Origin of the sequence: Sphingopyxis sp. A083, from assembly GCF_001468495.1 — a bacterium.
GTDB classification, from domain to species: Bacteria; Pseudomonadota; Alphaproteobacteria; order Sphingomonadales; family Sphingomonadaceae; genus Sphingopyxis; species Sphingopyxis terrae.
The window spans coordinates 23,097-49,446 of sequence record NZ_LNSK01000016.1; the positions used below are offsets into that span (position 1 = coordinate 23,097).

Below are 26,350 nucleotides of genomic sequence, written 5' to 3' on the forward strand. Positions count from 1 at the left end.
GCGCAGGGCAATGATATCCGTATAAGGCAGGGGTCGGTTTTGAGCATGGGCTGCGCGCAGCGCGGTCAACTCGGGGTGATGAGGGCAGGGCATGGGGCAGCGTATCCCGCCGGATTGGGACGACATATTTCTTGAAGCAGCACTGGAACCCGCCAATTGGCTGGGGGCGCTCGACCGCATGGCGAGCCATACCGGATCCAGCCACGGACAGTTGATCGGCGTCGGTGGCGCTCGCGAGCGGCCTTTCAATATCGTTACCAATTTCGGCCCCGACATGATCGCGAAGGCGCAGAGCAACGATTGGTACGGCGAGACGACGAATTTCCGCATCGCCGTGTCGAACCAGCATGTTGCCAAAGGCCATTATGATCCGATCCTGCACGAAGCGCATTATGATGCCGCGGTCGAGACGCTCGAATCGCGCGACTATGTCGACTGGTGCGAAGAGATCGGCATTCCCTTCGGCTGCCAGACCAATCTCGTCATCGACAACTTTGGCATTGTCGGGCTGGCGACGCTCCGCAATCGGGGCGATGGCCGCACCACCGACGATCAGCGCGGTATATTTGCGCAAGCGGCCGCCGCAGCCCGCCGCGCGGTGCGCTTGCAGGAAAAGCTCGAAGGCCAGCAGGCCCAACTGCTTGCCGGTGCTTTCGACGCAATTTCGGCGACCGCCTTCATACTCGATGCCCGGGGCAATTTGCTCGCGCATACGCTGGCGGCGGAGGCCTTGCTGCACGCGGGAACGGTCCGGCAGGTCGGGTTGTCGATCGATGCCGGCGGCGCCCCCCATACGCTCCGTGCCTTGATCCAGGCGCTGATTGCCGAAGAGGGCGCGCGGCATGGCCGCACGATGCTGGCGACCGGAGATGCGGCGCCGTCGCTGATGATCGAGGGCTTTCGCCTTCCCGAGCGCGACTGGTCGCTGGGCAAGCGACCGCACGCGATTTTGGTCGTCAACCCGCCCCGACGCGACCGCGCGGGCGTTACGCCCTTCCTCTCGACGCTCTACCGGCTCAGCCCGGCAGAGGCCGACATTGCGCTGCGTCTGTTCGAAGGAAAGACCCGCGCACAGATCAGCGACGAACGCGGCGTGACGGCTGAAACACTGCGCGGACAGATCAAGCAAATCTATCAGAAGTGCGGTGTCGACGGGGAGGCGGCACTAATGCGTTTGCTTGCACCGATTTTTGCATAGGCACCCCCCGCGCGGGGGGTGACGCCAGGGTGCCGGCTAAATTACGGCATCCAATCAGGGACTAAGGGGTCGTTCGCCGGGTGCCGATTGCTGCGAGGCAATCCGCCCCGCGGGAACGGGCACCGGTAACCGGCCACTCGATGCGACCCCGAGTGGCCGGTTGCTCCCAAGGACAGGGGATCGTGACGGACATTGCGGACAAGGTCATCCGGGGCGCGAGGCGCCTTTCGGAAACCCTGCCGCTCGGGCTTGAAACTGAAGGGGTTTTCACATCATGTCGACCATTGCCAAATCGCGTCTGCTGACGACCAGCGCGATCGCCGGAATTTCAATCCTGCAACTGGGCGCTGCCGCCCATGCGCAGGAGCAGACCCCCGCTTTCGGCGTGCATGTGGACCAACCCGGGACGGTCGAGATCAATGTCGGCGAGGACGAGGAAATCGTTGGCAACGACATCGGTATCTACGCGGATAATGGCACGGTCATCGTCGACAATGCCGGGACGATCCGCGGGGACGGCTTTTCGCCGGCGGGGCTGGACAGCCGGCCAGCCGGTGGCATCGTCATCGCTCAGCCGGGGGCGTCGATCACCAACAGCGGGACGATCAGCGGTGCGGCAAACGGGATCGCCACGTCCTATTTCTTCAGCGAGGATGAAAATGGCGACAATCTGCCGCCGGCGGCGCTCGCCGCCGACACGGTCGTCGTCAACAGCGGTCTGATCAGCGGGGAAGGCGGAGCGGGCGTGTCGCTCGTCGGCGGCGGCAGCGTCACCAACGATGGCACCATCCGCGGCGCCAATGGCGCGCCGGGCAGCGGGATCAACGGCATCGGCGTCGCGATCGCCGAATTTCCCGACCGGATCGCCGAGGGGGTTGAAGGCGTCGGATCGATCGTCAACAGCGAAGACGGGCTGATCGAAGGCCAGGCTATCGGCGCCGTCCTGCAGGGGGGCGGCACGATCGAGAACCAGGGCACGATCCGTGCCTATGGACAGTTCAATCCGGCGACGCCGGTAGCGCAGACGCCCATCGGCGTTGTCATGACTGCCACGCCCGACCAGCAGGGACGGAGCGCGACGCTGACCAACGACGGACTCGTCCAGGGGTTCATCGGTGTGGTCGCAACCGGTTCGCTGGAGACGGTAACCATCAACAATGAAGGTGCGATCATCGGGCAGGGGGTCGGTATCACCGGTCAATCGACCGGCGACCTGATCGTCAACAATGGCGAAGACGCACAGATCGTGGCGAGCGGCAATGCGATCGCCGCCAATACGAGCACGCTCACCGTCGACAATGCCGGGCTGATCCAGAGCCAGGGCCAGGTCGGCATCAACATAGCCTCAGCGAATGCGGTCATCGTCAACAGCGGCGGGATCGTCGGCGGCACCAACGCGATCACGACCGCGGCGCTGCAGACCGCGCCGAACATTTTCGTCAATACGGCCGTCAACGCCAGCGTGGTCAACAGCGGCTATATCACGGCGCAGAACGGCACGGGCGTCAGGTTCCAGGGCGGCGGATCGGTCGCCAACAGCGGGTCGATCAGCGGCACCGTCGACGGCGTCTATATCGCGATGCTTCCCGATCAGGATGCCGAAGACTTTTCGGCGACGGTTGCCAACGAAGCCGACGGCGAAGTGTCGGGGGGGCGGTTCGGCGTCAACCTGATGGCTGGCGGTTCGGTCGAGAATGACGGCAGCATCAGCGGCGGCTTTACCGGCGTCGTCGTCCAGAATGCGCTCGGCCTTGCCGATGTCGCGGGCAGTGTGACGAACAGTGGTTCGATCACCGGCACCAACGCTTTCGGGGTCGCCTTCGATGGGCTGGCCAGCGCGACGCTGACGAACAGCGGCACGATCACCGGCGGCGGCAACGATGGCGTCAACGTCAGTTATATGGCCGGTGGCCATACGATGATCGATAATCAGGACGGCGCGACGATCACCGGCGCGGCTTCGGGCATCCGCATCGATGATGGTACGGCAGAGATCGTCAACGCGGGCACGATCCGGGGCAACGGCAGCAGCAACGACCTCTATTTCTATCCCGACGCGGGCATCACCGTTACCGGCGGGGTAGCGACCATTACCAACAGCGGCACCATTTCGGGCAATCGTCTGGGCATTACGACCGCTCCCTATATGGATCCCTTCACGGGCGAATATAGCGGCGTCGCGGTCGACACGGCGGTCGTCAACAGCGGTACGATCATCGGCGACAATGACGATGGCGTCCGCCTGATCGGCGGTGGCAGTGTGACCAACAGCGGTACGATCGAAGGTCGCACCGAAGCCTTTGCCGACGGCATTTCGATGTTTGCCTATACCGATCAGCCGAACGAGGATTATGCGGCCAGCGTGACCAATCAGGACGGCGGTTCGATCGCCGGGCAGCGCTTCGGTATCATCCTGTCGGGGGGCGGTTCGGTCGATAATGCCGGCGAGATCGTCGGCGTCGCTGGCGGCGTGTTCATCCAGGGCACCGCGCTCAACAGCGCACCGGGCGAGGATCGCAGCGGGCTGACCGCCAGCGTCGTCAACAGCGGCCTGATCCACGGCACGGGCGACCTGGGCGGCAGCGGCGGCGACGGCTATGGCGTCGGCTTCGGCAGCGACATGTCGAGCGCCACGCTCGAAAACAGCGGTACGATCCTGAGTGACTTCGGTGCCGCGGTTTCGCAAGGATCGCGTGCCGACGTCACCGTCACCAATCTGGAAGGCGGAACGATCGAGGGCGCAACATCGGGCATATATTCCTTTGCGACCGGGACGCTCACGGTGGACAATGCCGGGACGATCCGCGGCAACGGCAGCTACGACGGCTTCGCCGCCGCGCCCGACGCCGGGATCACGATCACGACCGCAACGTCGAGCGTGACGAACAGCGGCACCATCTCGGGCGCGGGCGCAGGGATCACCACCGCCTATCAATTCGATGACGATATCGGCGATCTGGTCGGCATCGCGATCGGAACCACGGTCGAGAACAGCGGCACCATCAGCGGCGAATCGAACGATGGCGCCCGCCTGATCGGCGGCGGCACCGTAACCAACAGCGGTACCATTACCGGTGCGGGGGCTTCCTTTGCCGATGGCGTGTCGATGTACGCCTATGACGGACAGGATGGCGAGAGCTTTGCGGCCAATGTCGTCAACAGCGCGAGCGGAACGATCGGTGGCGACCGGTTCGGTATCATCCTGTCGGGCGGCGGCACCGTCGACAATGCGGGCACGATCGCCGGCACCACCGGCGGCGTCCTCATTCAGAGCGACCTTGCCGATACGCCCGGCTTGCTCGGCAATTTCATCAACAGCGGGACGATCACCAGCTCCGATGGCGCGGCGATCATCGCTCATGTCCAGTCGAACGTCACCAATGCGGGCACGCTGAGTGGAGGGAATGGGGTCGCAATCCAGCTCGATGCATATGACGATGTGGTGACGCTGAAGACCGGGAGCGCCGTCGATGGCCTGATCGACGCCGGGGCGGGCGAAGACAATCTGGTGCTCGATGGCGACATCCTTGAACTGACCGAGGCGCAGCAGCTGACTTCGGTATCGGGTTTCGAAGCGCTGACGGTCGCGGCGGGCTATTGGTCGACCAGCGGCATGGTCGGCGAATTCGGCAACGTCGTGATCGATGAAGGCGCTGCGCTGCAGGTCAATGAAGTGATCGGCGAGGATGGCGCGGAATCGCCCATCCTGACCCCGGCGGTGACGACCAACGGCTTGCTCGTGCTCAACTTCGGCGACGATGAGACCGTCTCGAACCTTGACGAACTGACGATCAGCGGCAGCGGCAAGCTGCAGTTGATCGGCGATGCGGTCTTCACTGTCGATACCGATACGGTGGCGCACACCGGCGGGACGATCGTGTCGAACGGCGGCCTTGTCCTCACCGGCCTGCTTCAGGGCGATGTGAAGACCGAGGGCGACGGCTATTTCGAACTCGGCGCGGGCGGCACCGAAGGCAGCTTCGCGGGCGACATCGTCAACGACGGGCGTTTCGTTTTCAACCGTTCGGACGATTACGACTTCCTCGGCGCCTTTTCGGGTAGCGGCACGCTCGACAAGCTGGGCGACGGCACGCTGACCTTCATGGGTGACTATGGCTTCCAGGGCGTGACCAACATCTTCGGTGGCGCAGTGCGGATCGGCGGGACGATCGACCCCGGTACCGACTTCAATCTGGGCGAAGGCGGGTCGCTCGACATCACCGGAAAGGACCAGACGATCGGCGGCCTTGCTGGCGATAGCGGCGCCCAAGTCGTGCTCGGCGACAATCAACTGACCGTCGATCAGGACGACAACAGCGAATTTGCCGGCACCATTTCGGGAAGCGGCGGCTTCGTCAAATCGGGTGACGGTACGCTCAACCTGTCGGGCGACAGCGACTATACCGGCCCGACGACCGTCGATGGCGGCAAGCTTGCCGTCAACGGTTCGATCGTCTCCGACGTCACCGTCAATGCCGGCGGCGCGCTGGGCGGCAACGGCAGCGTCGGCACGACGACGATCAATGGCGACGGCAAGTTGACGCCGGGCAACTCGATCGGGCGCCTTACCGTCAACGGCGATCTCAATTTCGCGGCCGGTTCGGTCTATGAGGTGGAGGTCAATGCCGCGGGTGCGGGTGACCGCGTCGATGCGACGGGCCTCGTCACCATCGACAGCGATGCGAGCGTGGCGGTGCTGGCGGAGGACGGCGACTATAACGGCCGCACCGACTATGTGATCCTGACGGGTGCGGGCGGGATCGACGGCACCTTCGGTTCGGTGACCAGCGACCTGGCCTTCCTTGATCCGCTGCTGCGTTACGGCGCCAATTCGGTGACGCTGTCGCTGTATCGCAACGACGTCGATTTCGCCGACGTGGCGATCGGGTTCAACCAGGCGAGCGTTGCCGCGGCGGTCCAGTCGCGCGGCATCGACGATCCGCTGTTCGAAGCGGTGGTCAACCAGAATGCGACCGGCGCGCAGGCCGCTTTCGGTGATCTCTCAGGCGAAATTCTTGCCAGCACGCTCAGCGGGCTGACCGACGATAGCCGGCACCTGCGCAACGCGTTGTACAGCATGTCGGGTCCGGCCGAGGCCGGCCTCTTCCTCTGGGGTTCGGCCTTTGGCGGCTGGGGCGACTTCGATGCCAAGGGAGGACGCTTTGGCATGGATACCGACCACAAGGGCTTCGTCACCGGCATCGGCTATGGCGGCAACGGCTTCGCGGCGGCAATCTCGGCAGGGATCGGCGATAGCGATTTCCGCCTCGGCGGCCGCAACGACCATGCACAGGCCGACAGCAAATATCTGGCCGCACATGTCAGCTATGGCACGGGCGAGGGCGTTCGCGCCTCCGCCGGCCTTGCCTATGGTTGGCACGATATCGACACCAGTCGTTCGATCAGCGTCGCGACGCTGGCGCAGACGCTGACGTCGAAGCGCGATGCGGACACGATGCAGCTCTTCGGCGAACTTGGTTATGACGTGCGGACGAGCAACCTTGCACTGACGCCCTTCTTCCGTCTTGCCCATGTCCGCACCAAGAGCGACGCCTTTGCCGAAGCCGGCGGCAATGCGGCGCTTTCGATCGCGGCGGCAAAGCAGGAAACGACCTTCGTCAGCCTGGGCGGCCGCGCACGGTTCAACATCGGTGAGGGCTTCCAGCCCTATGTGTCCGCCGCGTGGAACCGGGCTTCGGGCGACCGCGGTGCGCCGGTGTCCGCGGCCTTCACCACCGGGGGCGGCAGCTTCGCCCTGATCGGCACGCCGATCCCGAAGAATTCGGCCGAGATCGAAGCGGGCTTCGATTATAGCGCGGGCAATTTCCGGATCGGCGCCGCCTATAGCGGTACGCTGGCCGGCGATCGCAACACCCATGGCGCACGCGTGACCGCGCGGATTGCCTTCTGATCATTCTACCCCGATCAAAGGCAACATGCGGCTGGGGCCGGAGCAGGGTCAAAATGCTCCGGCCCCTTCGCCGTTTCGGCACGGCGCGGGGTGCGTTCCGAACGTGGGGGCAGGCCCCTAGCGCAGCGCTTCGGCGGCGAGCGCGCGGCAGTTGACCGTTCCCGGCTTGGGAAGCGGCGCATCGCGCTGCGGATCCTTGCGCAGACCGAGCGCCGCGCCGATCGACCGTGTCACCGCCCCGAACACCCCACCGCCCGATTTCTTGCCGGGCGGCGCGAAATCGATGGTGGGCTGCGACAGCGTTCCCTCGACCTTCACCGGATCGACGAGCTTGAGATCGGGCTTCTCGCTTCCCGCGCCATTCATGGCCAGCGCGATGCGCTCACCATCGAGGTTTATCTGGCCGCGCCCGCGCGCCCGGGCGATGGCGGTGTCGATGACCAGCGGGGCGGGCGTCAGCAGTCCGTCCTTGGCCGCGAAGGCGAGGATCGCGCACCGGATCGGCGTCATGGCCTCGTCGTCGCCTAGTTTCTGCCCGATCGCTCCGCCGAGGTCCTGCGCCATGACATAAGCGGCTGCGCGGTTCATCGCGCCGCCGCTCGCGACGAAGGCGATCTTCCCGTTTCCTGAAGCGAAGGCCTGGCGGACGGTGTCGCCGCGTCCCGAAATCCGAACCAGCCCGCGCACGGGACCGCGGATCATGTCGGGCTGGCCGATGAAATCGTCGAAGCTTGCTCCCTCGACACGCAATTCGGTGGTCAAAAGGGGAATCTTGCCGCGCGAATCGACCCTGACCCGGCCGGTCATGGTGCCGCGCCCGAGCTGTGCGACGGCCTTGTCGAGCGTCAGTATCCGGTGGTCGAGCGACAGCTGACCCTTAAGGCTTTTGAACACCGACCCGCCCTTTACGAGCAGTTGATGGATCGTGATGCGAATGACGCCGTCGGTAGGCCCCATTTTCGCTAGATTGATCCGCGTGTCTGGAAAGATGCGCGGGCCGATGCGCGCTTCCTGCGCGCGTGCGGCCGCAAGTCCGGCGTCGTCGGCCAGATCGTCGAAGTCCAGCCGGGGCGCATCGATGCTGGCGTCGATTCTGGTGCGACCGTCACGCTTCTGTATCTTCGCGGTGGCGGCAATCGTCGAACGACCGATGCGCCCGTCGAGCTTGTCGATAAACCAGTCGCTCCCGTCGCGGCGCACCGTGCCGACAAGGTCGATCGCCTGGGTGCCGAACAGCCCCGCCTCGATGATATAGTCGAGTTGCTTGAGGCTGGTACCGCGCGCCGCCATCCGCATGGTCATATGCCCGGTGTCCAGGGGGGCGGCCATCGTGCCCGAGGCGCGTAGCCGGAGCAGGTCTGACGTCAATTCGGCGGAAAAGGGCCAGCGGCCGTCGGCATCCTCCGTCCAGCTTGCCGTCGCGCCGAGCTTCGCGGCCGCGCCGTTGAATTGCCCTTCGGCGGCGATTGCGAGACCCTTGGCGTCCTTGGCTTCGATCGTCCCGGCGATGTCGAGGCGGCGCTTGGCATCCTTGAGCGTGAAGCGGCCATCACTTATCCGGACAGCGCTGATGGCAAGGGGTGGCGAACCGTCCGATCCGTCCGAACCGCCGGGCCGACGGCCACCCCAATTGCTCCGTCCGTCGGCATCGCGCACCAGCGCCAGCGACAGCCCGTCGATATCGATCGAGCGCGGCGCGATCGTGCCGGTCAAAAGCTTCAGGATGGGCAGGCGGATGCGCAGGCGCCCTATCGTCGCCATGTCGCCGCGCCCCGCCCAGGCGGGCTGTCCGACGCGGACGCTGCGGGCTTCGATCTCGGGCGAGAAGGAGAAAACATCCCTTCTCTCCAGCGCCCCGATATGAACGGGCGCGCCGAATTTTTCGCTCAGGCGCGCCTCGGCCGTCCCGCGCAGCATTCCCACCGGAAAGGTCGCGAGCAGCAGCGCGGCGACAAGAACCACGCCTGCGACGACGACAAGGGCCATGCGCGCTTTGCGCGACAGGCGCGGCAGGGCGGGGCGGTTCACGCGGTTCGCTCGCAAGCGCGGACGATGTGGGACGATATCGAAAACATGCGTCTTCGATATGCGGGAGCGCGCGCAAGGTTCCTTGCACGCCATTTGGGGGGCGTTGGCGGGCGCCGGCGCTATCCCCGCGCGCCGCGGTGAGGCGAGGCGCGCGGGAGAGGTGCGACTATTGCTTGTGTACGGCGATGTACCGGTCGACCTGCTCTTCCAGGATGTCGAGCGGCAGCGCGCCTTCGCTCAGAACGGCCTCGTGAAAGTCGCGAATGTCGAAACGCAGGCCGAGTTCGGTTTCGGCGCGTTTGCGAAGTTCGGCGATCTTGAGCTGGCCGACCATGTAGCTCGTCGCCTGGCCCGGCCAGTTGAAATAGCGATCGACTTCGCGCGCAATGTCGGTGTCCGATACCGAGCTGTTGGCCTTGAAATAGGCGATGGCCTGTTCGCGCGTCCAGCGCTTCGAATGGATGCCGGTGTCCAGAACCAGCCGGATCGCGCGCCACACCTGAAGCGACAACATGCCGAAGCGGTCATAAGGCGTCTTGTAAACGCCCATCTCGTCTGCAAGCCGCTCCGAATAGAGGCCCCAGCCTTCCATATAGGCGCCATAGCCGCCGAATTTCCGGAATTTCGGTATGCCGGTCAGTTCCTGCTGGCGCGCGATCTGGAAATGATGGCCGGGCGCCCCTTCATGTGCGGCAATCCCGGCGACTTGCACCTTCTGAGTCTGGTTCATGTCGACAAGATTGACATAATAGATGCCCGGCCGCGTCCCGTCCGCCGACGGCGGGTTGTAGAAGGCCGTCGACGCCGTGCCCTCACGCCATTTCTCGACCGCCCGCACTTCGAGCGGCGCCTTGGGCAGAACGCGGAAATAGCGCGGGGCAGCCTCCATTACCGAGGCGATGACGGCGCGTGCATCGGCCAGATAGGTTTCGCGGCCCGCATCGGTATTCGGATATTTGAACTTGGGGTCGGTGCGGATGCTGTCGAAAAATTCGGCGAGCGTGCCTTTGAAGCCGACCTCGCGCATCACGGCTTCCATCTCTTTGTGGATAGCCGCGACTTGTGCGAGGCCAAGCGCGTGAATCTCGTCCGCGGTAAGATTTGTCGTCGTCGAACTCTTGAGGCGGTCCGCATAATAGGCCGCGCCGTCAGGAAGGTGCCAGGCACCGAAATTGCCTGTCGATTTGGGTTCGATCTCGTCGATCGCGGCGATCAATGTCTCATAGCCATGTTTGAAGGGGCCGGTGAGGGCCGCGCTGGCATCCGCGAGCAGCTTTTCCTTCGTCGCCTCCGGCGCATCGAGCGCGCTGACCTTTTTGCGGAAGTCGGCCATGAGCGTCGAATCGCCGCCGCCGTCGAACGGGGCACCGGCAAGGATTTTGAGCGCATCAGCGCGGGCGGGAGCGAAATTGACCTTGTTGGGGATGATCCCCGCCGCCGCCTGGTCGCGCATTCGCGCCGCGACTTCGCGCATGACGCGGTCGGTATCGCGCAGACGTGCAATATAGGCTTCGGCGTCTGCCACGCTGTCGATCTTGTGATTGTTGATCAGCAGAACGGGGATGTCGCCGGCGGGGCTCCCATTGGTCGACACGGGAAAACGCAGTTTGCGGAAGCGAAGCGATTCGCGGCCGCGCTCGACTTCATATTCGAACAGTCGATAGCTCACCCGCGCGCTTTCGCCGAGCTGGTCGGGCTTGAACCGGGCGTGCATGGCCTTGAGCTGCGTTTCGGCCAGCGCCTGCTCCCGCAACGCCGCCGCATCGCTATAGTCATCGAGCCGGTCGTAGCTGGTTTTCAGCCCAAGCTGCGTTTGCGATTCCGGGCTGAGCGCCAAGCGCGCGTCGAAAGCCTGATCGAGAAATTGCAACAGCGCGGCATCCTGCGCTTGGGTCTGTGACGCGGTTTGGGCAAATGCCGGGGCGTTGGCGGCGAGCGGGACGACGGGCAGCAGCATCAGGGCAACGGCAAGGCGCATCATATTCTCCTGTTGAATGAGGGGCCTTGTTGCCCAAGGTTCGAGAAGGCGCAATTATATTTCCGTTGGTGGTAAAGCGGTGCGGGTGCGGGCGTTCAAAAAGACCGGTGGAAGCTGAACAGGTCGGCGTCGGGATCGCGATCGCCGCAAATGGCGCTGCGCAGGATCTGCGCCGCCATCATCGAGAAAGTGATCCCGTTGCCGCCATAACCCATCGCCGCATAGCAATTGGGCATGCGCGGTATGCGTCCCACCGTCGGAATACCGAGCGGGCTGTTACCGAAGCTTCCGGCCCAGGCATAAGCGGGCGTGGGGTCTATCGCGGGAAGCAGCGCCCCTAGCTTGCGGGCGAGCGTTTTCGCCTTGTCCGCAATCTTCGCGTCGCGCGCCGTCGCATCCGAAATATCCTCGTCTTCCCCGCCGCAGATGACGCAGCCGTCAGGGGTCGTACGAATGTAGAGATAGGGGTCGGACGCCTCCCATATCATGGCCGCGTCGCGCCAGATCCGCTGCGGTTGCGGACGCGTTGCGATCGACCAGGTCGACATAATGTAATTTCCCTTTTTCGGGATACCTTTCAGCATCTCGTAGCCCGTCGCGAAAATGGCGTGCGCCGCGGTGATCGTGGCCCCGCCGTCGATCTGCAGTTGGACGCCGCTGTCGTCGCTCTCCACGCCGATCACCTCGGCAGGCGCATAGAGGCGCATCCCGTGCTGTTGTGCGACTTGCAGATAGGCCGCCGCCAGGCGCCGCGGATCGGCCGAATAATTGCCGTAGCCGACGATCGCGTGGCGCCTGCTGATCCCGTAGCGTTGCTCGACCTCAGCGGGGCCGATATATTCGACCTCGAAACCCGCTTTGCGCCGGACATTCGCTTCGACGGCGAGCGCGGCCGGGTCGAGAATATTGCCGTCGAGATACAGCGTCGAGCGCGTGGCAGCGCCGACATCGAGACCGAGGCGTTCGGTTCGTTCGCGCAAGGCGTCGACCGCCAGCCGCGAGCGGCGCCAGATCCGCGTTGCGCGTTCCGTGCCGATCCGCCCGGCCATTTGCGAGAGGGGGAGGTCGATCTCATATTGCAGCATCGCGGTCGACGCGGCGGTCGATCCTGCGGCGGGTCCGCGACGATCCACGACCACCACGTCGAGCCCGGCGTCGCTGAGCGTCTCTGCAATCAGCGCGCCCGATATGCCCGCGCCGACGATCACCACGTCGCAGCGCAGCGATCGCGCAAGCTCTTTGATTGCGAGCGGGAGGCGACGGTGGCGGAGCCAGATCGGGCGCCCCGTTCGCAGATCGCGATGCTGGGTGACCGAAGGCTCGGACGGACGGGTCACCGCGCCGCCGTCCCGAGTGGCGGGCCCTTCATGGGGAAGGCGACTGCCGAACGGCGGTTGACCAAGAGTCCGACCAAGGGAAGCGAGGGGTGCATAACCGTCGCATACTCGCGGCGTCGCGCGCTGGTTCCCGCGGGCGGGGCAATAGCGCGCAGCTGCGGCGAGCGCTTTGCGATATGGTTTTGCGGTAAAATTGGTCGGGACGAGAGGATTCGAACCTCCGACCCCCACACCCCCAGTGTGATGCGCTACCAGGCTGCGCTACGTCCCGACCGGCCCTTTCGGGCAGGCGAGGCCCCTAGCGCGGCTTTGCTGGCGATGCAAGCGGCGATGGCCATTTGGCGGTGTTTCTTTCGGCGGGCTTGATCGCGCCGTCGTCGACCCCATCTGGCGGGGGCTTGCCGTGGGGGAGGGGCGCAGCGACGGTTGCGCGGGACGCCCCCGCGTGATAGGCGCCGCGCTTATTTTTGCGTGGTCCTTCCATGGGGAAAGGGCGCGCCACGGTAACGGAAAGTCTTTCATTCATGTCGACCCAATTGCTTCTGACCCAGGCGGCCGGATCGGGGGGCGGGGCAGCCGGCTTCATCATGCTGGTGCCCTATCTGTTGATCTTCGTCGTATTCTGGTTCTTCCTCATCCGCCCGCAACAGGTGCGCATGAAGGAGCATCGCGCCAAGATCGCATCGGTGAAGCCGCGCGATCAGGTCGTCACCGGCGGCGGGATCGTCGGCAAGGTGACGCGCGTCGACGATGATTTCGCCGATGTCGAAATCGCCCAGGGCGTGAAGATCAAGATCGTGAAGTCGACGATCTCCGACGTCCTCCAGCCGGGCGCCAAGCCCGCCAACGACTGACGCGCCGGCGTCGGGGAACCGGCGCCGCCCAGACCATCGGAACCCCGTCATGCTCGATTTCCCGCGCTGGAAAGTCATCGGCATCAGCGTCATCCTGGCGCTTGGTGTCATCTTTTCCATTCCCAGCTTCCTTCCCCAAAGGCAGTTCGAAAGCCTGCCGTCCTTCGCGCAGATGAAGGTCAATCTGGGCCTCGACCTTGCCGGGGGCAGCCACTTGCTGCTTGAGGCCGATCTTGGCGATCTCCAGAAGACGCAGCTTGCCAATATGGAAAAGACCGTGCGCACCGCGATGCGCGGCGAGCGTGGGCCCGACGACGACATCGCGATCGGCGAATTGTCGACCGCGGGCGGCAAGATCCGCTTTCTGGTCCGCGACCAGGCGCAGCTCGACGAGGCGCGCGAGCGGCTTTTCCGCGAGACGCAGGGTGCGGGGCTGACCGGCCAGCGCGATTGGACGATCGATGTCGTCGATACGACGCGCATCGTGATGACGCCGACCAAGGCGGGGCAGGCGCAGGCGATCAGCCGCGCGATGGATACCGCCCGCGACATCATCGACAAGCGCGTCAACGCGCTCGGCACGCGCGAGCCGACGATCATCCGTCAGGGCGACGACCGCATCGTCGTGCAGGTGCCGGGGCTTCAAGACCCGCAGCAATTGAAGGATCTGATCGGCAAGACCGCGCGGCTCGAATTCCGCATGGTCGATACCAATGCCGATCCCAACGAAGTCGCCGCGGGCCGCGTCCCGGTCGGCAGCGAGGTCGTTCCCTATTCGCCCGACGCCGGCAATGGCGTGCCGTTCGAAGTATTGCGCCGCCAGGTCATGATCAGCGGCGACCAGCTTATCGACGCCAAGCAGAGCTATGATCCGCAGAGCGGCCTGCCGGTCGTCACCATCCGCTTCGATTCGGGCGGGTCGGCGACCTTTGCCAAGGTGACGGCGCAGAATGTCGGCAAGCGCTTTGCCATGGTGCTCGACGGCCGGGTGCTGTCGGCGCCGTCGATCAACGAGCCGATCCTGGGCGGTAGCGCGCAGATTTCGGGCAATTTCACTGTCGCAAGCGCAAATGCGCTGGCGATTTCGCTGCGGTCGGGCGCGCTGCCCGTCAAGATGGCCGTCGTCGAAGAGCGGACGGTGACGCCCGAGCTCGGCGCCGATTCGATCCGCAAGGGCGCGATCGCCGGGATCATCGCGACGGTTGCGGTGCTGGCGTTCATGATCGTCGTCTATGGCCGCTTCGGCATCTACGCGAACGTCGCGCTCTTCTTTAACATCTTCCTCATCGTTGCGATCATGGCCGCCTTCAACGCGACGCTGACGTTGCCCGGTATCGCGGGTTTTGTGCTCACGATCGGCGCCGCGGTCGACGCCAACGTGCTGATCAACGAACGTATACGCGAAGAGTTGAAACGCGGGCGACGCGTCTTTCAGGCGGTCGAGCTGGGCTACAAGGAAGCCAGCCGCGCGATTTTCGACGCCAATATCACCAACGTTATTGCCGCCGCGCTGATGTTCTGGTTCGGCACCGGGCCGATCAAGGGCTTCGCGGTCGTGCTGACCATCGGCATCGTGACCAGCGTCTTCACCGCGGTTACCGTGACCCGCATGTTCGCCGCGCACTGGCTGCACAAGACGCGTCCGGCGTCGCTGAATATTTGATAGAGGGACCGAACCCATGCGTCTGCTGAAACTCGTCCCCGAAGACACCAACATCCATTTCCTCAAGTGGCGCAACATCGCCATGGGGATCAGCTTTCTGATGATCGTCGCGTCGATCGTGCTGGTCGCGGTGCGCGGGCTGAACCTTGGCGTCGACTTCGTAGGCGGCCAGTCGGTGCGCGTCGAATTTTCGGGCACCATGCCCAAGATCGACGAGATCCGCGAAAAGGTCGACAATATCGGCCTCGGCGAAGCGACGATCCAGCAATTCGGGTCCGACCAGGCGGTGTCGATCCGTACCGCGCTGCCCGAAGGCGACAAGGCGGCCGCCGACCGTGCGGGCAAGCAGCTTGTCGACGGCATCCACAAGGCGTTTCCGACCGCCAAGACCGGGTCGGTCGAAACCGTGTCGGGCAAGGTATCGGGCGAGTTGCTGCGCACCGGTGCACTCAGCCTCGCGCTCGCGATGATCGCGATTTCGATATACATCTGGATCCGCTTCGAATGGCAGTTCGGGGTCGGGGCGCTGTTCGCGCTGTTCCACGACGTCATGCTGACCTTCGGTTTCTTCGCGCTGACGCAGATGCAGTTCGACCTTAACATCGTGGCCGCGCTGCTGACGATCATCGGCTATTCGCTGAACGATACGATCGTGGTCTATGACCGCATCCGCGAAAATCTGAAGAAATATCGCAAGATGGAGATCATCCCGCTGCTCGACCTCAGCATCAACGAGACGCTGGCGCGCACGGTGATGACCAGCTTCACGATGCTGATCGCGCTCGCGGTGCTGCTGTGGGTCGGGCCGGACGTGATCTTCGGCTTTACCGCTGCAATGCTGCTCGGCATTTTCGTCGGCACCTATTCGTCGATCTATATGTCGGCGCCGATCCTGGTGTGGCTGAAGGTCGGTCCCGACAGTTTCGTGCCGCGGACCAGCGCCGCGACGCAGGGCGCCGAGCGCGTGACCAGCAAAGAGGACGACGACGGCGCTGTCGTCTGATCGCTCAGCAGCCCGCGCAGCGACGGAGATGCTCCGCCAGTTCGCGGCCGTTGCGGTCCCAGTCGAAGCGGCCAGCAAGGCTCGCCGCGACCGCATCGGGCGCGGCGGGCGCCGCCAATAGCGCGCGCACCGCATTGGCGATCGCCGCTGGTGTGCGCTCGACGATCCGTCCTGCCGCCGGCGACGTCACCAGTTCGGCCGCGCCGCCGGCATCGCTGATGACGATCGGGGTGCCGCAGGCAAGCGCCTCGACCCACGCATTGGCGAGCCCCTCGCTGACCGACGGCATGACTACGGCATCGACCGCGCGGTAGAGCTGCGGCAAGTCGGCGTTGGCGACGGGCCCCATCAGGTGAACCCGGTCGGCGACGCCGATCCGCTGCGCCAGGGCGCGATATCGCGCTTCCTCTTCGCCAGCGCCCGCCAGCCAGTAGTGGACGCCCGGCAGGGCAGGCAGCGCTTCGATGACGAGCGCCTGGCCCTTGCGGGGGATCAGCGCGCCGACGGTCGCGATCGCGGGCGCGTCCCCCATGCCGAGCGCCGCGCGGGCCGCGGTGCGGTCGCCGGGATGAAAGCGCATGGTGTCGATGCCCGTATAGTGGACCATCGTCTCGCCCGCATCGATGCCGATTGCCGCCATGTCGCCGCGCATAGCCGCCGACACGGCGAGCAATCCGGCGGCGCGCTCGGCGGCGGCGAGCAGTTGCGGGCGAGTCGCTGGATCGTGGCCGAAATGGCTGATGTCGGCGCCGCGCGCCTTGATCGAAAAGGGAAGGCCGAAGGCGTCTGCGATACGCATTGCGGCGGGACCGTCGGGATAGAAGAATTGGGCATCGACGACATCGAAGCCGCCTTGCCGCGCAATCGGCAGCACGGCGCGCGCGATCGCCGCCGGATTGCGCGCTGCGCCGAATTTCGGAATCAGCGTGAAGCGCGGCCGATGGACGGTGAGGCCCCGCCACGCCTCGCGCTGTGGCAATCGGCGCAGCGCCCGGTATCGCGGGTGGAGCGAAAGCGGGAAGGGCGGAAGGCCGACGGGAGCGACGACGGTCAGCATGACGCCCGGCTGCGCGGCGAGCGCAAGCAGGCTCTTTTCGACGAAAAGGCCGAAATTGGGGCGCGCCGCATCGGGAAAGAGCGTGGCGATCGACAGGATGCGAAGGGGCTTCATTTCCGCCTCATCGCGCCATCAAAGCGTCCGGATGAGGCGGACCGCGACCGCGGCCCATGGCGGGTTGCTCACCACCTGCTGGCGCTGACCGGCTCCAAGCGGCAGCAGGTGCAGCTTTTCGCCATCGATGTTGAGCAGCCGCGCAAAGATGAAGCGACCGGCGGGGCGCGGCACGAGCAGGTCGCGATTGAGCGCGCTGGTCCAGTCGCCCTCGACCTTGCGGCACCATATCTCGTCGCCCGCGCGATAGTCGCCGATCGACGAGGTGACGCGCACGGCGATCATGTCCTCGGTCGGACGCGCGGTCAGCGCCTGTTCGACGCGCGTCGGCGCATGGGCGCCATCGGCGCCGAGCAGCGCGGTAATCGCAAGCTGGGTATCCTGGGGTAGTTGGACGAGATCGGCAGCATCGACGCCGAGCGCCTTGGCGATGCGGTTCATCCAGCCGAGCGACAGGGTGCGCGTTCCCGTTTCGAGGCGTCCGATCGTCTGGGCGGTCGTCGGCGGGTCGCAGCGCTGCGCAACCTCTTCGAGCGTCAGTCCCTTGGCGCGGCGCACGGCGCGGATGCTGTTGATCATGACGAACCTCCGATAACCAAATCGGTTTCTTCTTTCCTACAAAATATTCCAATGTCAAGCCGACACTCCCAGCAAGGAGAATCGCATGACGACGCGCCATTTCGTAACCCGCCTGCATCCTGACGATCGGGTTGATCCCGGCAGGGCGGGGCCGCAGGTGATGCGGCATGTCACCGTCAATGTCGCGGAAAGTCCGCTGGCATGGCTCGCGGCGCGCAGGATGGTCTCGGACGCGCAGTATCGCGCCGGCGAGCGGCTGCGGACCGATTATGAGCGAGCGGGGCTGGCGGGACGGGTGACGATGCGCTGGGACGCGGCGCCGCCGTCGAAAAGCCGCGGAGGCGGCCGCGCTGCCGATGCCTCGCTGGCGCGCATAGACGCGCATCGGCGTTTCCACGCTGCGGTGGAGCATGTCGGGCCGGGATTGGCCGACATCTGCTGGCGCGTGATTTGTGCGGGTGAGGGGATCGGCGGCGCCGAAAAGGCGCTGGGATGGCCGTCGCGATCGGGCAAGCTGGTTTTGACGCTGGCGCTCGATCGGCTGGCGCGCTTCTATGGAACCGGCTGAACGGGGCGGCGCAACTTCTCGCTGGACCCTCGCGCACCGCACCGCCTATAGGCTTCGCCGATGTTTTCGCCCGAACGGGCAGGGGAAGGACAAGAGCATGAGCGTAACGACGGTTCCATTGCGCCCGGTGAGCAAGGGCGGGCTGTGGCTGCTGTGGATCGGCCTGATCGCGCTGTTGGGCATCGGCGTCGCGTTCGCCCTGACGCACACGCCGCGGATCGGCTTCGAGGTCGTCAAGGAAGGCAGCGGGCCGAGCCCGACCAAAGCCGACATCGTCCTCATCAAATATGAAGGCAAGCTCGACGACGGCACCGTGTTCGATTCGAACGAACAGGCGCCGCTCCAGGTATCGCAGGTCGTCCCCGGCTTTGCCGATGCGCTGACCCGCATGAAGAAGGGCGGTAAGTACAAGGTCGTGATTCCGCCGGCGCTGGGCTATGGCGACCGCGCCGCCGGGCCGATCCCCGCGAACAGCACCTTGCACTTCGATATCGAACTGATCGACTTCCGCAGCGAAGCCGAAGTGCGCGCGATGCAGCAGATGATGCAGCAGCAACAGATGATGCAGGGCGCCCCAGGCGGCGCACCCGCAGCGCCGGGCGCCGCGCCGCAGCCCTGATCGGGATTTTCCGTTTTGAAGAAGCGGCGGTGAGCTAGGCGCTTGCCGCCGCTTTTTTCTTGGGGGCGGCGCCCGCGTTCCGCTCGGCCTCGCGCTCCAGAGCGACCTTGATCATCGCGACGATCGGGTCGGCGAGGAACAGCCCCATGATACCGAGCAAGGTGCCGAGCAGGATCTGCGCGCCGAGGACGAGCGCCGGGGCAAGGTCGACCGTCTGCTTCGCGACCATCGGGACGATGAGATAGCCGTCGACGGTCTGCACGAAAAAATAGATGCCGATCGCCCACAGGCCGGTATCGGTGCCCGCCGAAAAACCCACGAGAACGAGCAGCACGCCCGACACGATCGCGCCGATGTTGGGGATGAAGGCAAGCAGGCCGGTGAGCAGCCCCATGAGTGCCGCCATCGGTATTCCCACCGCCATACAAGCGAGCCAGGTGCCGACCCCCTCGACCGCCATGCCGAGCAGGCGCCCCGCCATCAGGCGGCGCAGTGTGAAGGCCATGCGCGCGGTCGTCACGTAGAAATCGTCGCGGTTCTTCATCGGCAACAGCCAGGCGATGCCGCGTTCATAGAGTCGCGGTTCGATCGCAATGAAGATGCCGAGCACGACGACCATGACGAGGCTGGTGAGCGCGCCGAGCACCGACCCGACCGCCGCGGTGACGCGCCCGACGGTGCCTGCGAGATTCTCGGTGATCGTCTTGGTGTCGATGTCGATCGTGCCCATGCCATGCTCGCTCGCCCAGTTGGCGGCGCGCTCGACCTGGCTCATGATCACCTTTTGCAGTGTCGCCGCCTGATCGGCGATCTGTGAACCTGCGAACATCACGGTCCAGGCAAGAAAGGCGACGAGCGACAAGCAGATGATCAGCAGGCGCCAGCCGCGTCCGATCGGCAGCACGCGGCCAAGGAGGCGGGTGCCGCCATCGAGCATCGCCGCCATCACGATACCGGCAAAGATCAGCAGAATGGGCTGGATCAGGATGACGCAAACGCCGACGAGCAGCGCGACGCCGAGCCACACGCTGGCCTTGAGCAGTTCGGTGCGAACGAGCTGGCTGCGGATCTCGGTCGGGGCTTCGATCCGCGTTTCCATGTCGGCCATCGCTTCGCTTCCCCGCTCTTGCGCCTCAGTTCTTGCTGGCCTGACGCTCCGGTCGGAGATTGGTTCCGGCGCGGCCGGGGCGCAGCGCCTCGAACCAGCTCAGCGGATTATACCATTCGGCGGTGCCGTCGGTCGAAAAGCTGATGATCTCGGCCCGGCCGGCAATGGCGTCGAAAGGTACCGGGCCGCCCAGGCCCTTGCGGTCGACCGGCACCCGGCTGTCGGCGCTGCCGTCGCGATTGTCGCCCATCAGGAACAGGTGGTCGGCGGGCACCGTGATCGGCCCGTAATCGTCGGTCAGATAGCCCGGCCCCATGTCGATCGTGTCGAAGGTCGCTCCGCCGGGCAGCGTCTCGCGCACGATCGGCAGTTCGAGAACTGCCTTGCCGACCGCGTCGCGGGTGACGAAGCGGCCGAGGCTGCTGTCCGAACCCGGCATATTGGCATCGACGGGCACCGACAGCATCGGCTGCACCTCGCGCTTGATCGGCTTGCCGTTGATGATCAGCGCGCCGCCACGCAGTTCGATCGTGTCGCCGGGCAGCCCGATGACGCGCTTGATATAGTCGACGCGCGTCACGGGATGTTCGAGCACGACGATGTCGCCGCGTTCGGGCAGCTTGCCGAACCAGCGCCCCGGCTTCTTGGGTGCGAGGTGAAAGCTGACCGAGGCGTAGGACCAGCCATAGGGATATTTGCTGACGATCAGCCGGTCGCCGTTGCGCAGGATCGGCATCATCGAATCGGACGGGATGTAAAAGGGCTTGGCGACGCAGCTATGGATGCCGAGCACCAGAATCAGGATCACCACGATGTCGCGCAGCAGTTTGAGCATGCTGCCTTCGTCCGCGGCCTTGGTCTTTGCCGCCTTGTTCTTTGCCATGGTCAATCCTTGATGGCTTCGATGATGACGAACGCCTGCGCCCAGGGATGGTCATCGGTGAGCGTGAGGTGGATGCGTGCGCTATGACCGTCGGGCAGCATCGCGGCGAGCTGCTCGGCGGCGCCGCCGGTGAGGGCCAGTGTCGGTGCGCCCGAAGGGGCATTGACGACGCCGATGTCCTTCATGAACACGCCGCGCTTGAAGCCGGTGCCGACCGCTTTGGAGAAAGCCTCCTTGGCGGCGAAGCGTTTGGCGTAGGTGCCGGCGCGGGTGAAAGGCCGCCGCGCCGCCTTGGCCCGCTCGACCTCGGTGAAGACGCGCAGTTCGAAACGCTCGCCGAAACGGTCGAGCGAAGCCTGGATGCGTTCGATGCTGCAGAGATCGGAGCCCAGGCCGATGATCATGACGACCCCGAAAAGCCGTCATCGCGTGGAGCCGAAGGCGACGCGGCGATCTCCAGCCATCGGCCTCGCGCAAGGCGGAGGGCTCGAGATTGCTTCGCTTCGCTCGCAATGACGAAATTCTTCATCCGCGCGCCTCGTCCATCAGGTCGCGCATGCGGCGCACCGCGGTTTCGAGCCCGGTGAAGATCGCCTCGCCGATCAGATAATGGCCGATGTTGAGCTCGGCGAGTTGCGGGATGGCAGCGACAGGGATGACATTGTCATAGGTCAGGCCATGGCCGGCGTGCGGCTCGATCCCGTTCTTCCACGCGAGCGCGGCGGCGTCGGCGAGGCGGCGGAGTTCGGCGGCGCGTTCCTCGCCCTCCACATGCGCATAGCGGCCGGTGTGGAATTCGACGACGGGAGCCTTCAGCCGCATCGCCGCCTCGATCTGGCGCGCGTCGGGTTCGATGAACAGGCTGACGCGGATGCCCGCGTCGGACAGGCGCGCCACGATCGGGGCAAGATGGTTGTGCTGGCCGGCGGCGTCGAGCCCGCCCTCGGTCGTGCGCTCCTCGCGCTTTTCGGGGACGATGCAGGCGGCGTGCGGCGCATGGCGCAGCGCAATCGCCAGCATCTCGTCGGTCGCCGCCATTTCGAGGTTGAGCGGCAGGTCGGTCGCGGCCTGGATGCGGGCGAGGTCGTCATCGCGGATGTGGCGGCGGTCTTCGCGCAGATGCGCGGTGATGCCGTCTCCGCCGACCGACGCGACAATCTCGGCCGCGCGTACCGGATCAGGATGATCGCCGCCGCGCGCGTTGCGGATCGTCGCGACATGGTCGATGTTGACGCCCAGGCGCAGCCGCCGAGGGGAGGGCGCGCTCAATTCGCGCGGCTCCCCGGCTTCATCGCTGGCGTCGCGGCGAGTTCGGGCGGCAGTTCGTCTTCGGCATAGGTCGGAAAGTTGATCGCGACGAGCGGGTAGAAGGGAACGCCGAGGTCCACGCTGCCCGCCGAACGATCGACAAGGGCGGCTTCGGCGATAACGTCGCCACCCGCGGCACGGACCGCCTCCATCGCTTCGCGCGACGACAGGCCGGTGGTTACGACATCCTCGACCATCAGGATTTTGGCGCCGGCCGGGATCGCGAAGCCGCGGCGCAATTCGAAGGTGCCGGTCGGTCGTTCGACGAAGATCGCGGGCTTGCCGAGCGCGCGGCCCATTTCATGGCCGATGATGACGCCGCCCATCGCGGGCGAAACGACCATGTCGATCGCCGCGCGCAGGTCGCGCGGCAGCTTGGCGGCGAGGGCGATCGCCAGCCGTCCGGCGCGTTCGGTGTCCATCAAAACGCGCGCGCATTGCAGATAATATTCGCTGTGGCGCCCCGAAGAGAGCAGGAAATGCCCCTGCAACAGCGCGTCTGCGGCGCGGAACTCGGCCAGAATTTCGTCGTCGGTCATGGGAGGTTCGGTCTTTTGTCCATCAAGTCGCCCGCGTCGGATGAGCGGGTTTCGGGCACGAAGAATATCGTGCTGCAAAATAGTGTTAGAGATGCTTGAGGCAAGCGGCAAGCGGGTCTATAGCCCCGGCGAGTTTCAGCCTGTTCGCGGGCTGTCCGGGCCTGTGCCCGGCTGCCGAGACGGAGAGGTTGGGGGATCGAGAACAGCAACAGGCAACGGGCGGCACTATCCTTATGAAGAGCTTGAAAACCCTTGTAATTGCGGCGGCTTTGTCGCTCGGCACCGTGGGCGCGGTGCAGGCGCAGGCCCCGGCGGCAGCTCCCGCTGCGGCGCCGGCCGCGACGACGAATGCGACTCCGGCCGCGACGACCAGCGATGCGGCGGCTCCCGCCGGCGACAAGGCTGCGGTGCCGGCCGGCGATGCGACCTATGTGCCGATGAAGCCGACCGCAGGCATCGGTCAGCCGGTCGAGGGCGGATGGAACTTCCAGGAACAGGAAAGCCCGATCGGCAAGCGCGCTTATTGGTTCAACCATTATATGCTGCTGCCCGTCATCACCTTCATCTCGCTGCTGGTGCTCGGCCTGCTGCTGTGGGTCGTCGTGCGCTACCGCGCTTCGGCCAATCCGGTGCCGTCGAAGACGACGCACAACACCTTCATCGAAATCATCTGGACCGCGATCCCGGTCCTGATCCTTGCGGTGATCGCGGTTCCGTCGATCCGCCTGCTCGCGGCACAATATGAGCCGCCGAAGAAGGATGCGCTGACGATCAAGGTCACCGGCTATCAATGGTATTGGGGCTATGCCTATCCCGACCAGGGTATCGGCGAATATGTCTCGAAGATGCTGCCCGAGGACAAGGCCGTCGCCGCTGGCGAGCCTTATCACCTCGCGGTGGACAATCGCATGGTCGTCCCCGTCGGCAAGCAGGTGAAGCTGATCATCACCGGCGCCGACGTGATCCACAGCTTCGCGGTTCCCGCGCTGTGGACCAAGATGGACGCGGTTCCGGGCCGCGCCAACGAAACGACGTTCACCGTCGACAAGCCCGGCGTCTATTACGGCCAGTGTTCGGAACTGTGCGGCGTCGACCACGGCTTCATGCCGATCGCGGTCGAAGCGCTGCCGATGGACAAGTGGAAGGCGTGGGTCCGCTCGAAGGGCGGCAATCCCGACGGCGCCCAGGCCGCCGCCGCGGCAGCGCCCGCCGCGGCCGCCCCGGCGCCGACCGGCCCGATCCCGGCGACGACCGTCCCCGCCGCCGACACGACCACAGCGGCTCCGGCTGCGGCGCCTGCCGCCGCGCCGGCCGCCAAGAATTAATCAGGGGGTCCGACAGATGACCGATATCGCAGCGACTGCACCGGCGCATGGCCACGACCATGCGCACGACCACGACCATGACACGCCCAGCTTCTTTGTCCGCTGGTTCATGTCGACGAACCACAAGGACATCGGCACGCTTTACCTGATCTTCGCGATCATCGCCGGCATCGTCGGCGGTGCGCTTTCGGGGATGATGCGTCTCGAACTCGCCGAACCCGGCATCCAGTATCTTCCGGGCTGGGCGCATATGCTCGGTGGCGCGGCGGACGCGACCGCGGGCAAGCATTTCTGGAACGTCATGATCACCGCGCACGGCCTGATCATGGTCTTCTTCATGGTCATGCCCGCGATGATCGGCGGCTTCGGCAACTGGTTCGTCCCGCTGATGATCGGTGCGCCGGACATGGCCTTTCCGCGCATGAACAACGTGTCCTTCTGGCTGACGGCGGTTGCGTTCGTCATGCTGTGCGGATCGATGTTCGTTCCGGGCGGCAGCGGCCTCGGCGCCGGCACCGGCTGGACCGTCTATGCCCCGCTGTCGACCAGCGGGTCGGTCGGCCCGGCGGTCGACATGGCGATCTTCTCGCTCCACCTTGCCGGTGCGGCGTCGATCCTCGGTGCGATCAACTTCATCACCACGATCTTCAACATGCGTGCGCCGGGCATGACCCTGCACAAGATGCCGCTGTTCGTCTGGTCGGTGCTCGTCACCGCCTTCCTGCTGCTGCTCGCGCTGCCGGTCCTTGCCGCCGCGATCACCATGCTGCTGACCGACCGTAACTTCGGCACCACCTTCTATGACGCCACGGGCGGCGGCGATCCGCTGCTCTATCAGCACCTCTTCTGGTTCTTCGGCCACCCCGAAGTGTACATCATGATCCTGCCGGGCTTCGGCATCGTCAGCCAGATCATCTCGACCTTCAGCCGCAAGCCGGTGTTCGGCTATCTCGGCATGGCCTACGCCATGGTCGCGATCGGTGTCGTCGGCTTCATCGTGTGGGCGCACCACATGTTCACCGTCGGCATGAGCGTGAACCTGAAGATGTACTTCACCGCCGCGACGATGGTCATCGCGGTTCCGACCGGCATCAAGATCTTTTCGTGGATCGCGACGATGTGGGGCGGTTCGATCAGCTTCAAGACCCCGATGGTCTGGGCGATCGGTTTCATCTTCATGTTCACCGTGGGCGGCGTGACCGGCGTCGTGCTCGCCAATGGCGGCGTCGACACCAACCTGCACGACACCTATTATGTGGTCGCGCACTTCCACTATGTGTTGTCGCTCGGCGCGGTTTTCTCGCTGTTCGCGGGCTTCTATTACTGGTTCCCGAAGATGTCGGGCCGGATGTACAACGAGTTCCTCGGACAGTTGCACTTCTGGATCTTCTTCATCGGCGTGAACGTCCTGTTCTTCCCCCAGCACTTCCTGGGCCAGCAGGGCATGCCGCGCCGCTATCCCGACTATGCGGAAGCCTTCGCCTATTGGCACTATATCTCGTCGTTCGGCTATGTGATCATGGCCGTCGGCATGATCTTCTTCTTCGTGAACATCGCCTGGTCGCTGTTCGCGGGCAAGAAGGCCGCCGACAACCCGTGGGGCGAAGGTGCGACGACGCTCGAATGGACGCTGTCGAGCCCGCCGCCGTTCCACCAGTTCAACGAACTGCCGCGTATCGCCTGATTACGCTGCGCCCCCTGCTAAGAGCCTTGGCAGGGGGCGCTCCGCTTTCCGGCCTGGAGTTAGCATGGCGCAGAGCCTGACCCACGGCGAGATGTCGCTTCCCGCAGACTGGCGCGACCTGTTCGCGCTGACCAAGCCGCGCGTGATGTCGCTCGTCGTCTTTACCGCGCTGTGCGGTTTGCTCGCGGCACCGGGCAGCGTTCATCCGGTGCTTGCCTTTTCGTCGATCCTCGCGATCGCGCTCGGGGCGGGCGCATCGGGGGCGCTCAACCAATGGTATGAAGCGACTATCGACGCGAAGATGAAGCGGACGGCGAATCGCCCGCTGCCCGCCGGTCGTCTCGACCGCCAGACGGCGTTGCAGTTCGGGGTCGGACTCGCTGCCTTTTCGGTCTTCCTCATGCTGTTCGCCGCCAATTGGCAGGCGGCGGTACTGCTGACCGTTTCAATCCTGTTCTACGTCTTCATCTACACAATGTGGCTCAAGCCGCGGACGCCGCAGAATATCGTGATTGGCGGCGCGGCGGGGGCATTCCCGCGCCGCCAATCACGATATTCTGCGGCGTCCGCGGCTTGAGCCACATTGTGTAGATG

At 65.1% G+C, this 26,350-nt stretch carries 19 protein-coding genes, 1 tRNA gene and 1 pseudogene; 10 read left to right on the forward strand and 11 right to left on the reverse strand.

Features of this window, described 5'->3' with window-relative positions; translation table 11 throughout:
• Positions 1-91: 91 nt before the first annotated feature.
• Positions 92-1,198, forward strand: a complete 1,107-nt coding sequence (locus ATE59_RS16750) for a helix-turn-helix transcriptional regulator (RefSeq protein WP_058813400.1) — start codon at positions 92-94, stop codon at positions 1,196-1,198.
• A gap of 274 nt (positions 1,199-1,472) precedes the next feature.
• Positions 1,473-7,109, forward strand: a complete 5,637-nt coding sequence (locus ATE59_RS16755; RefSeq protein WP_058813401.1) for an autotransporter domain-containing protein — start codon at positions 1,473-1,475, stop codon at positions 7,107-7,109.
• Between the two features lie 117 nt (positions 7,110-7,226).
• Here the strand turns inward: ATE59_RS16755 and ATE59_RS16760 are convergent, their stop codons facing one another.
• The 4 genes from ATE59_RS16760 to ATE59_RS16775 all read right to left on the reverse strand — a co-directional run bounded on the left by ATE59_RS16760 (position 7,227) and on the right by ATE59_RS16775 (position 12,723).
• Positions 7,227-9,137, reverse strand: coding sequence for an AsmA family protein (locus ATE59_RS16760; protein WP_197409199.1), 1,911 nt, complete (start codon positions 9,135-9,137; stop codon positions 7,227-7,229).
• Positions 9,138-9,303: 166 nt separating this feature from the next.
• A complete protein-coding gene (locus ATE59_RS16765) occupies positions 9,304-11,118 on the reverse strand; it encodes a DUF885 domain-containing protein (protein ID WP_058813403.1) in 1,815 nt (604 codons plus the stop codon).
• A 92-nt stretch (positions 11,119-11,210) separates the two neighbouring features.
• Positions 11,211-12,452 (reverse strand): NAD(P)/FAD-dependent oxidoreductase, encoded by a 1,242-nt coding sequence (locus tag ATE59_RS16770; protein WP_058813404.1) that lies wholly within the window; start codon positions 12,450-12,452, stop codon positions 11,211-11,213.
• A gap of 194 nt (positions 12,453-12,646) precedes the next feature.
• Positions 12,647-12,723, reverse strand: a tRNA-Pro gene (locus ATE59_RS16775).
• Positions 12,724-12,976: 253 nt separating this feature from the next.
• On the opposite strand from ATE59_RS16775, the gene yajC reads away from it, so the two are divergent.
• Genes yajC through secF form a run of 3 tightly spaced genes read left to right on the forward strand, consistent with a single transcriptional unit; the run spans position 12,977 to position 15,972 of the window.
• Positions 12,977-13,306, forward strand: coding sequence for a preprotein translocase subunit YajC (gene yajC, locus ATE59_RS16780; RefSeq protein WP_003050198.1), 330 nt, complete (start codon positions 12,977-12,979; stop codon positions 13,304-13,306).
• Positions 13,307-13,355: 49 nt separating this feature from the next.
• A complete protein-coding gene (gene secD / locus ATE59_RS16785) occupies positions 13,356-14,969 on the forward strand; it encodes a protein translocase subunit SecD (protein WP_058813405.1) in 1,614 nt (537 codons plus the stop codon).
• Between the two features lie 16 nt (positions 14,970-14,985).
• Entirely contained in the window at positions 14,986-15,972 is a 987-nt protein-coding gene (gene secF / locus ATE59_RS16790; protein WP_003050202.1) for a protein translocase subunit SecF, read from the forward strand.
• A gap of 4 nt (positions 15,973-15,976) precedes the next feature.
• On the opposite strand, the gene ATE59_RS16795 is transcribed toward secF, so the two are convergent.
• Positions 15,977-17,143: a glycosyltransferase gene (locus ATE59_RS16795; RefSeq protein ID WP_058813406.1), complete on the reverse strand. Its 1,167-nt coding sequence runs from the start codon at positions 17,141-17,143 to the stop codon at positions 15,977-15,979.
• Positions 17,144-17,161: 18 nt separating this feature from the next.
• Entirely contained in the window at positions 17,162-17,722 is a 561-nt protein-coding gene (locus ATE59_RS16800) for a helix-turn-helix domain-containing protein (protein WP_058813407.1), read from the reverse strand.
• 85 nt (positions 17,723-17,807) lie between these two features.
• Here ATE59_RS16800 and ATE59_RS16805 point away from each other — a divergent pair, with 85 nt between their 5' ends.
• Positions 17,808-18,290, forward strand: a complete 483-nt coding sequence (locus tag ATE59_RS16805; RefSeq protein ID WP_003050207.1) for a DUF6456 domain-containing protein — start codon at positions 17,808-17,810, stop codon at positions 18,288-18,290.
• Positions 18,291-18,387: 97 nt separating this feature from the next.
• Positions 18,388-18,909, forward strand: coding sequence for an FKBP-type peptidyl-prolyl cis-trans isomerase (locus tag ATE59_RS16810; protein WP_003050208.1), 522 nt, complete (start codon positions 18,388-18,390; stop codon positions 18,907-18,909).
• Between the two features lie 34 nt (positions 18,910-18,943).
• Here the strand turns inward: ATE59_RS16810 and ATE59_RS16815 are convergent, their stop codons facing one another.
• From ATE59_RS16815 to pyrE, 5 genes are all read right to left on the reverse strand, one after another.
• Positions 18,944-20,017, reverse strand: a complete 1,074-nt coding sequence (locus tag ATE59_RS16815; RefSeq protein WP_058813408.1) for an AI-2E family transporter — start codon at positions 20,015-20,017, stop codon at positions 18,944-18,946.
• Between the two features lie 25 nt (positions 20,018-20,042).
• A complete protein-coding gene (gene lepB, locus ATE59_RS16820) occupies positions 20,043-20,900 on the reverse strand; it encodes a signal peptidase I (protein WP_003050212.1) in 858 nt (285 codons plus the stop codon).
• Between the two features lie 2 nt (positions 20,901-20,902).
• Entirely contained in the window at positions 20,903-21,304 is a 402-nt protein-coding gene (acpS, locus tag ATE59_RS16825) for a holo-ACP synthase (RefSeq protein WP_058813409.1), read from the reverse strand.
• 121 nt (positions 21,305-21,425) lie between these two features.
• Positions 21,426-22,169 carry a pyridoxine 5'-phosphate synthase gene (locus tag ATE59_RS16830; protein ID WP_003050215.1) on the reverse strand — a complete coding sequence of 248 codons (744 nt, stop codon included), beginning with the start codon at positions 22,167-22,169 and terminating at the stop codon, positions 21,426-21,428.
• Positions 22,166-22,747: an orotate phosphoribosyltransferase gene (gene pyrE, locus ATE59_RS16835; protein WP_003050216.1), complete on the reverse strand. Its 582-nt coding sequence runs from the start codon at positions 22,745-22,747 to the stop codon at positions 22,166-22,168. Before pyrE ends, ATE59_RS16830 begins: the two co-directional genes overlap by 4 nt.
• 233 nt (positions 22,748-22,980) lie before the next feature.
• Here pyrE and coxB point away from each other — a divergent pair, with 233 nt between their 5' ends.
• The 3 genes and pseudogenes from coxB to ATE59_RS16850 form a co-directional block, all read left to right on the forward strand.
• Complete coding sequence (gene coxB / locus ATE59_RS16840) at positions 22,981-24,072, forward strand: cytochrome c oxidase subunit II (RefSeq protein WP_058813410.1); 1,092 nt, start codon at positions 22,981-22,983, stop codon at positions 24,070-24,072.
• A 16-nt stretch (positions 24,073-24,088) separates the two neighbouring features.
• Positions 24,089-25,756: a cytochrome c oxidase subunit I gene (ctaD, locus tag ATE59_RS16845; protein ID WP_003050220.1), complete on the forward strand. Its 1,668-nt coding sequence runs from the start codon at positions 24,089-24,091 to the stop codon at positions 25,754-25,756.
• A 64-nt stretch (positions 25,757-25,820) separates the two neighbouring features.
• Positions 25,821-26,294: pseudogene (locus tag ATE59_RS16850) on the forward strand (UbiA family prenyltransferase); the annotation flags it as partial.
• Positions 26,295-26,350: the final 56 nt, after the last annotated feature.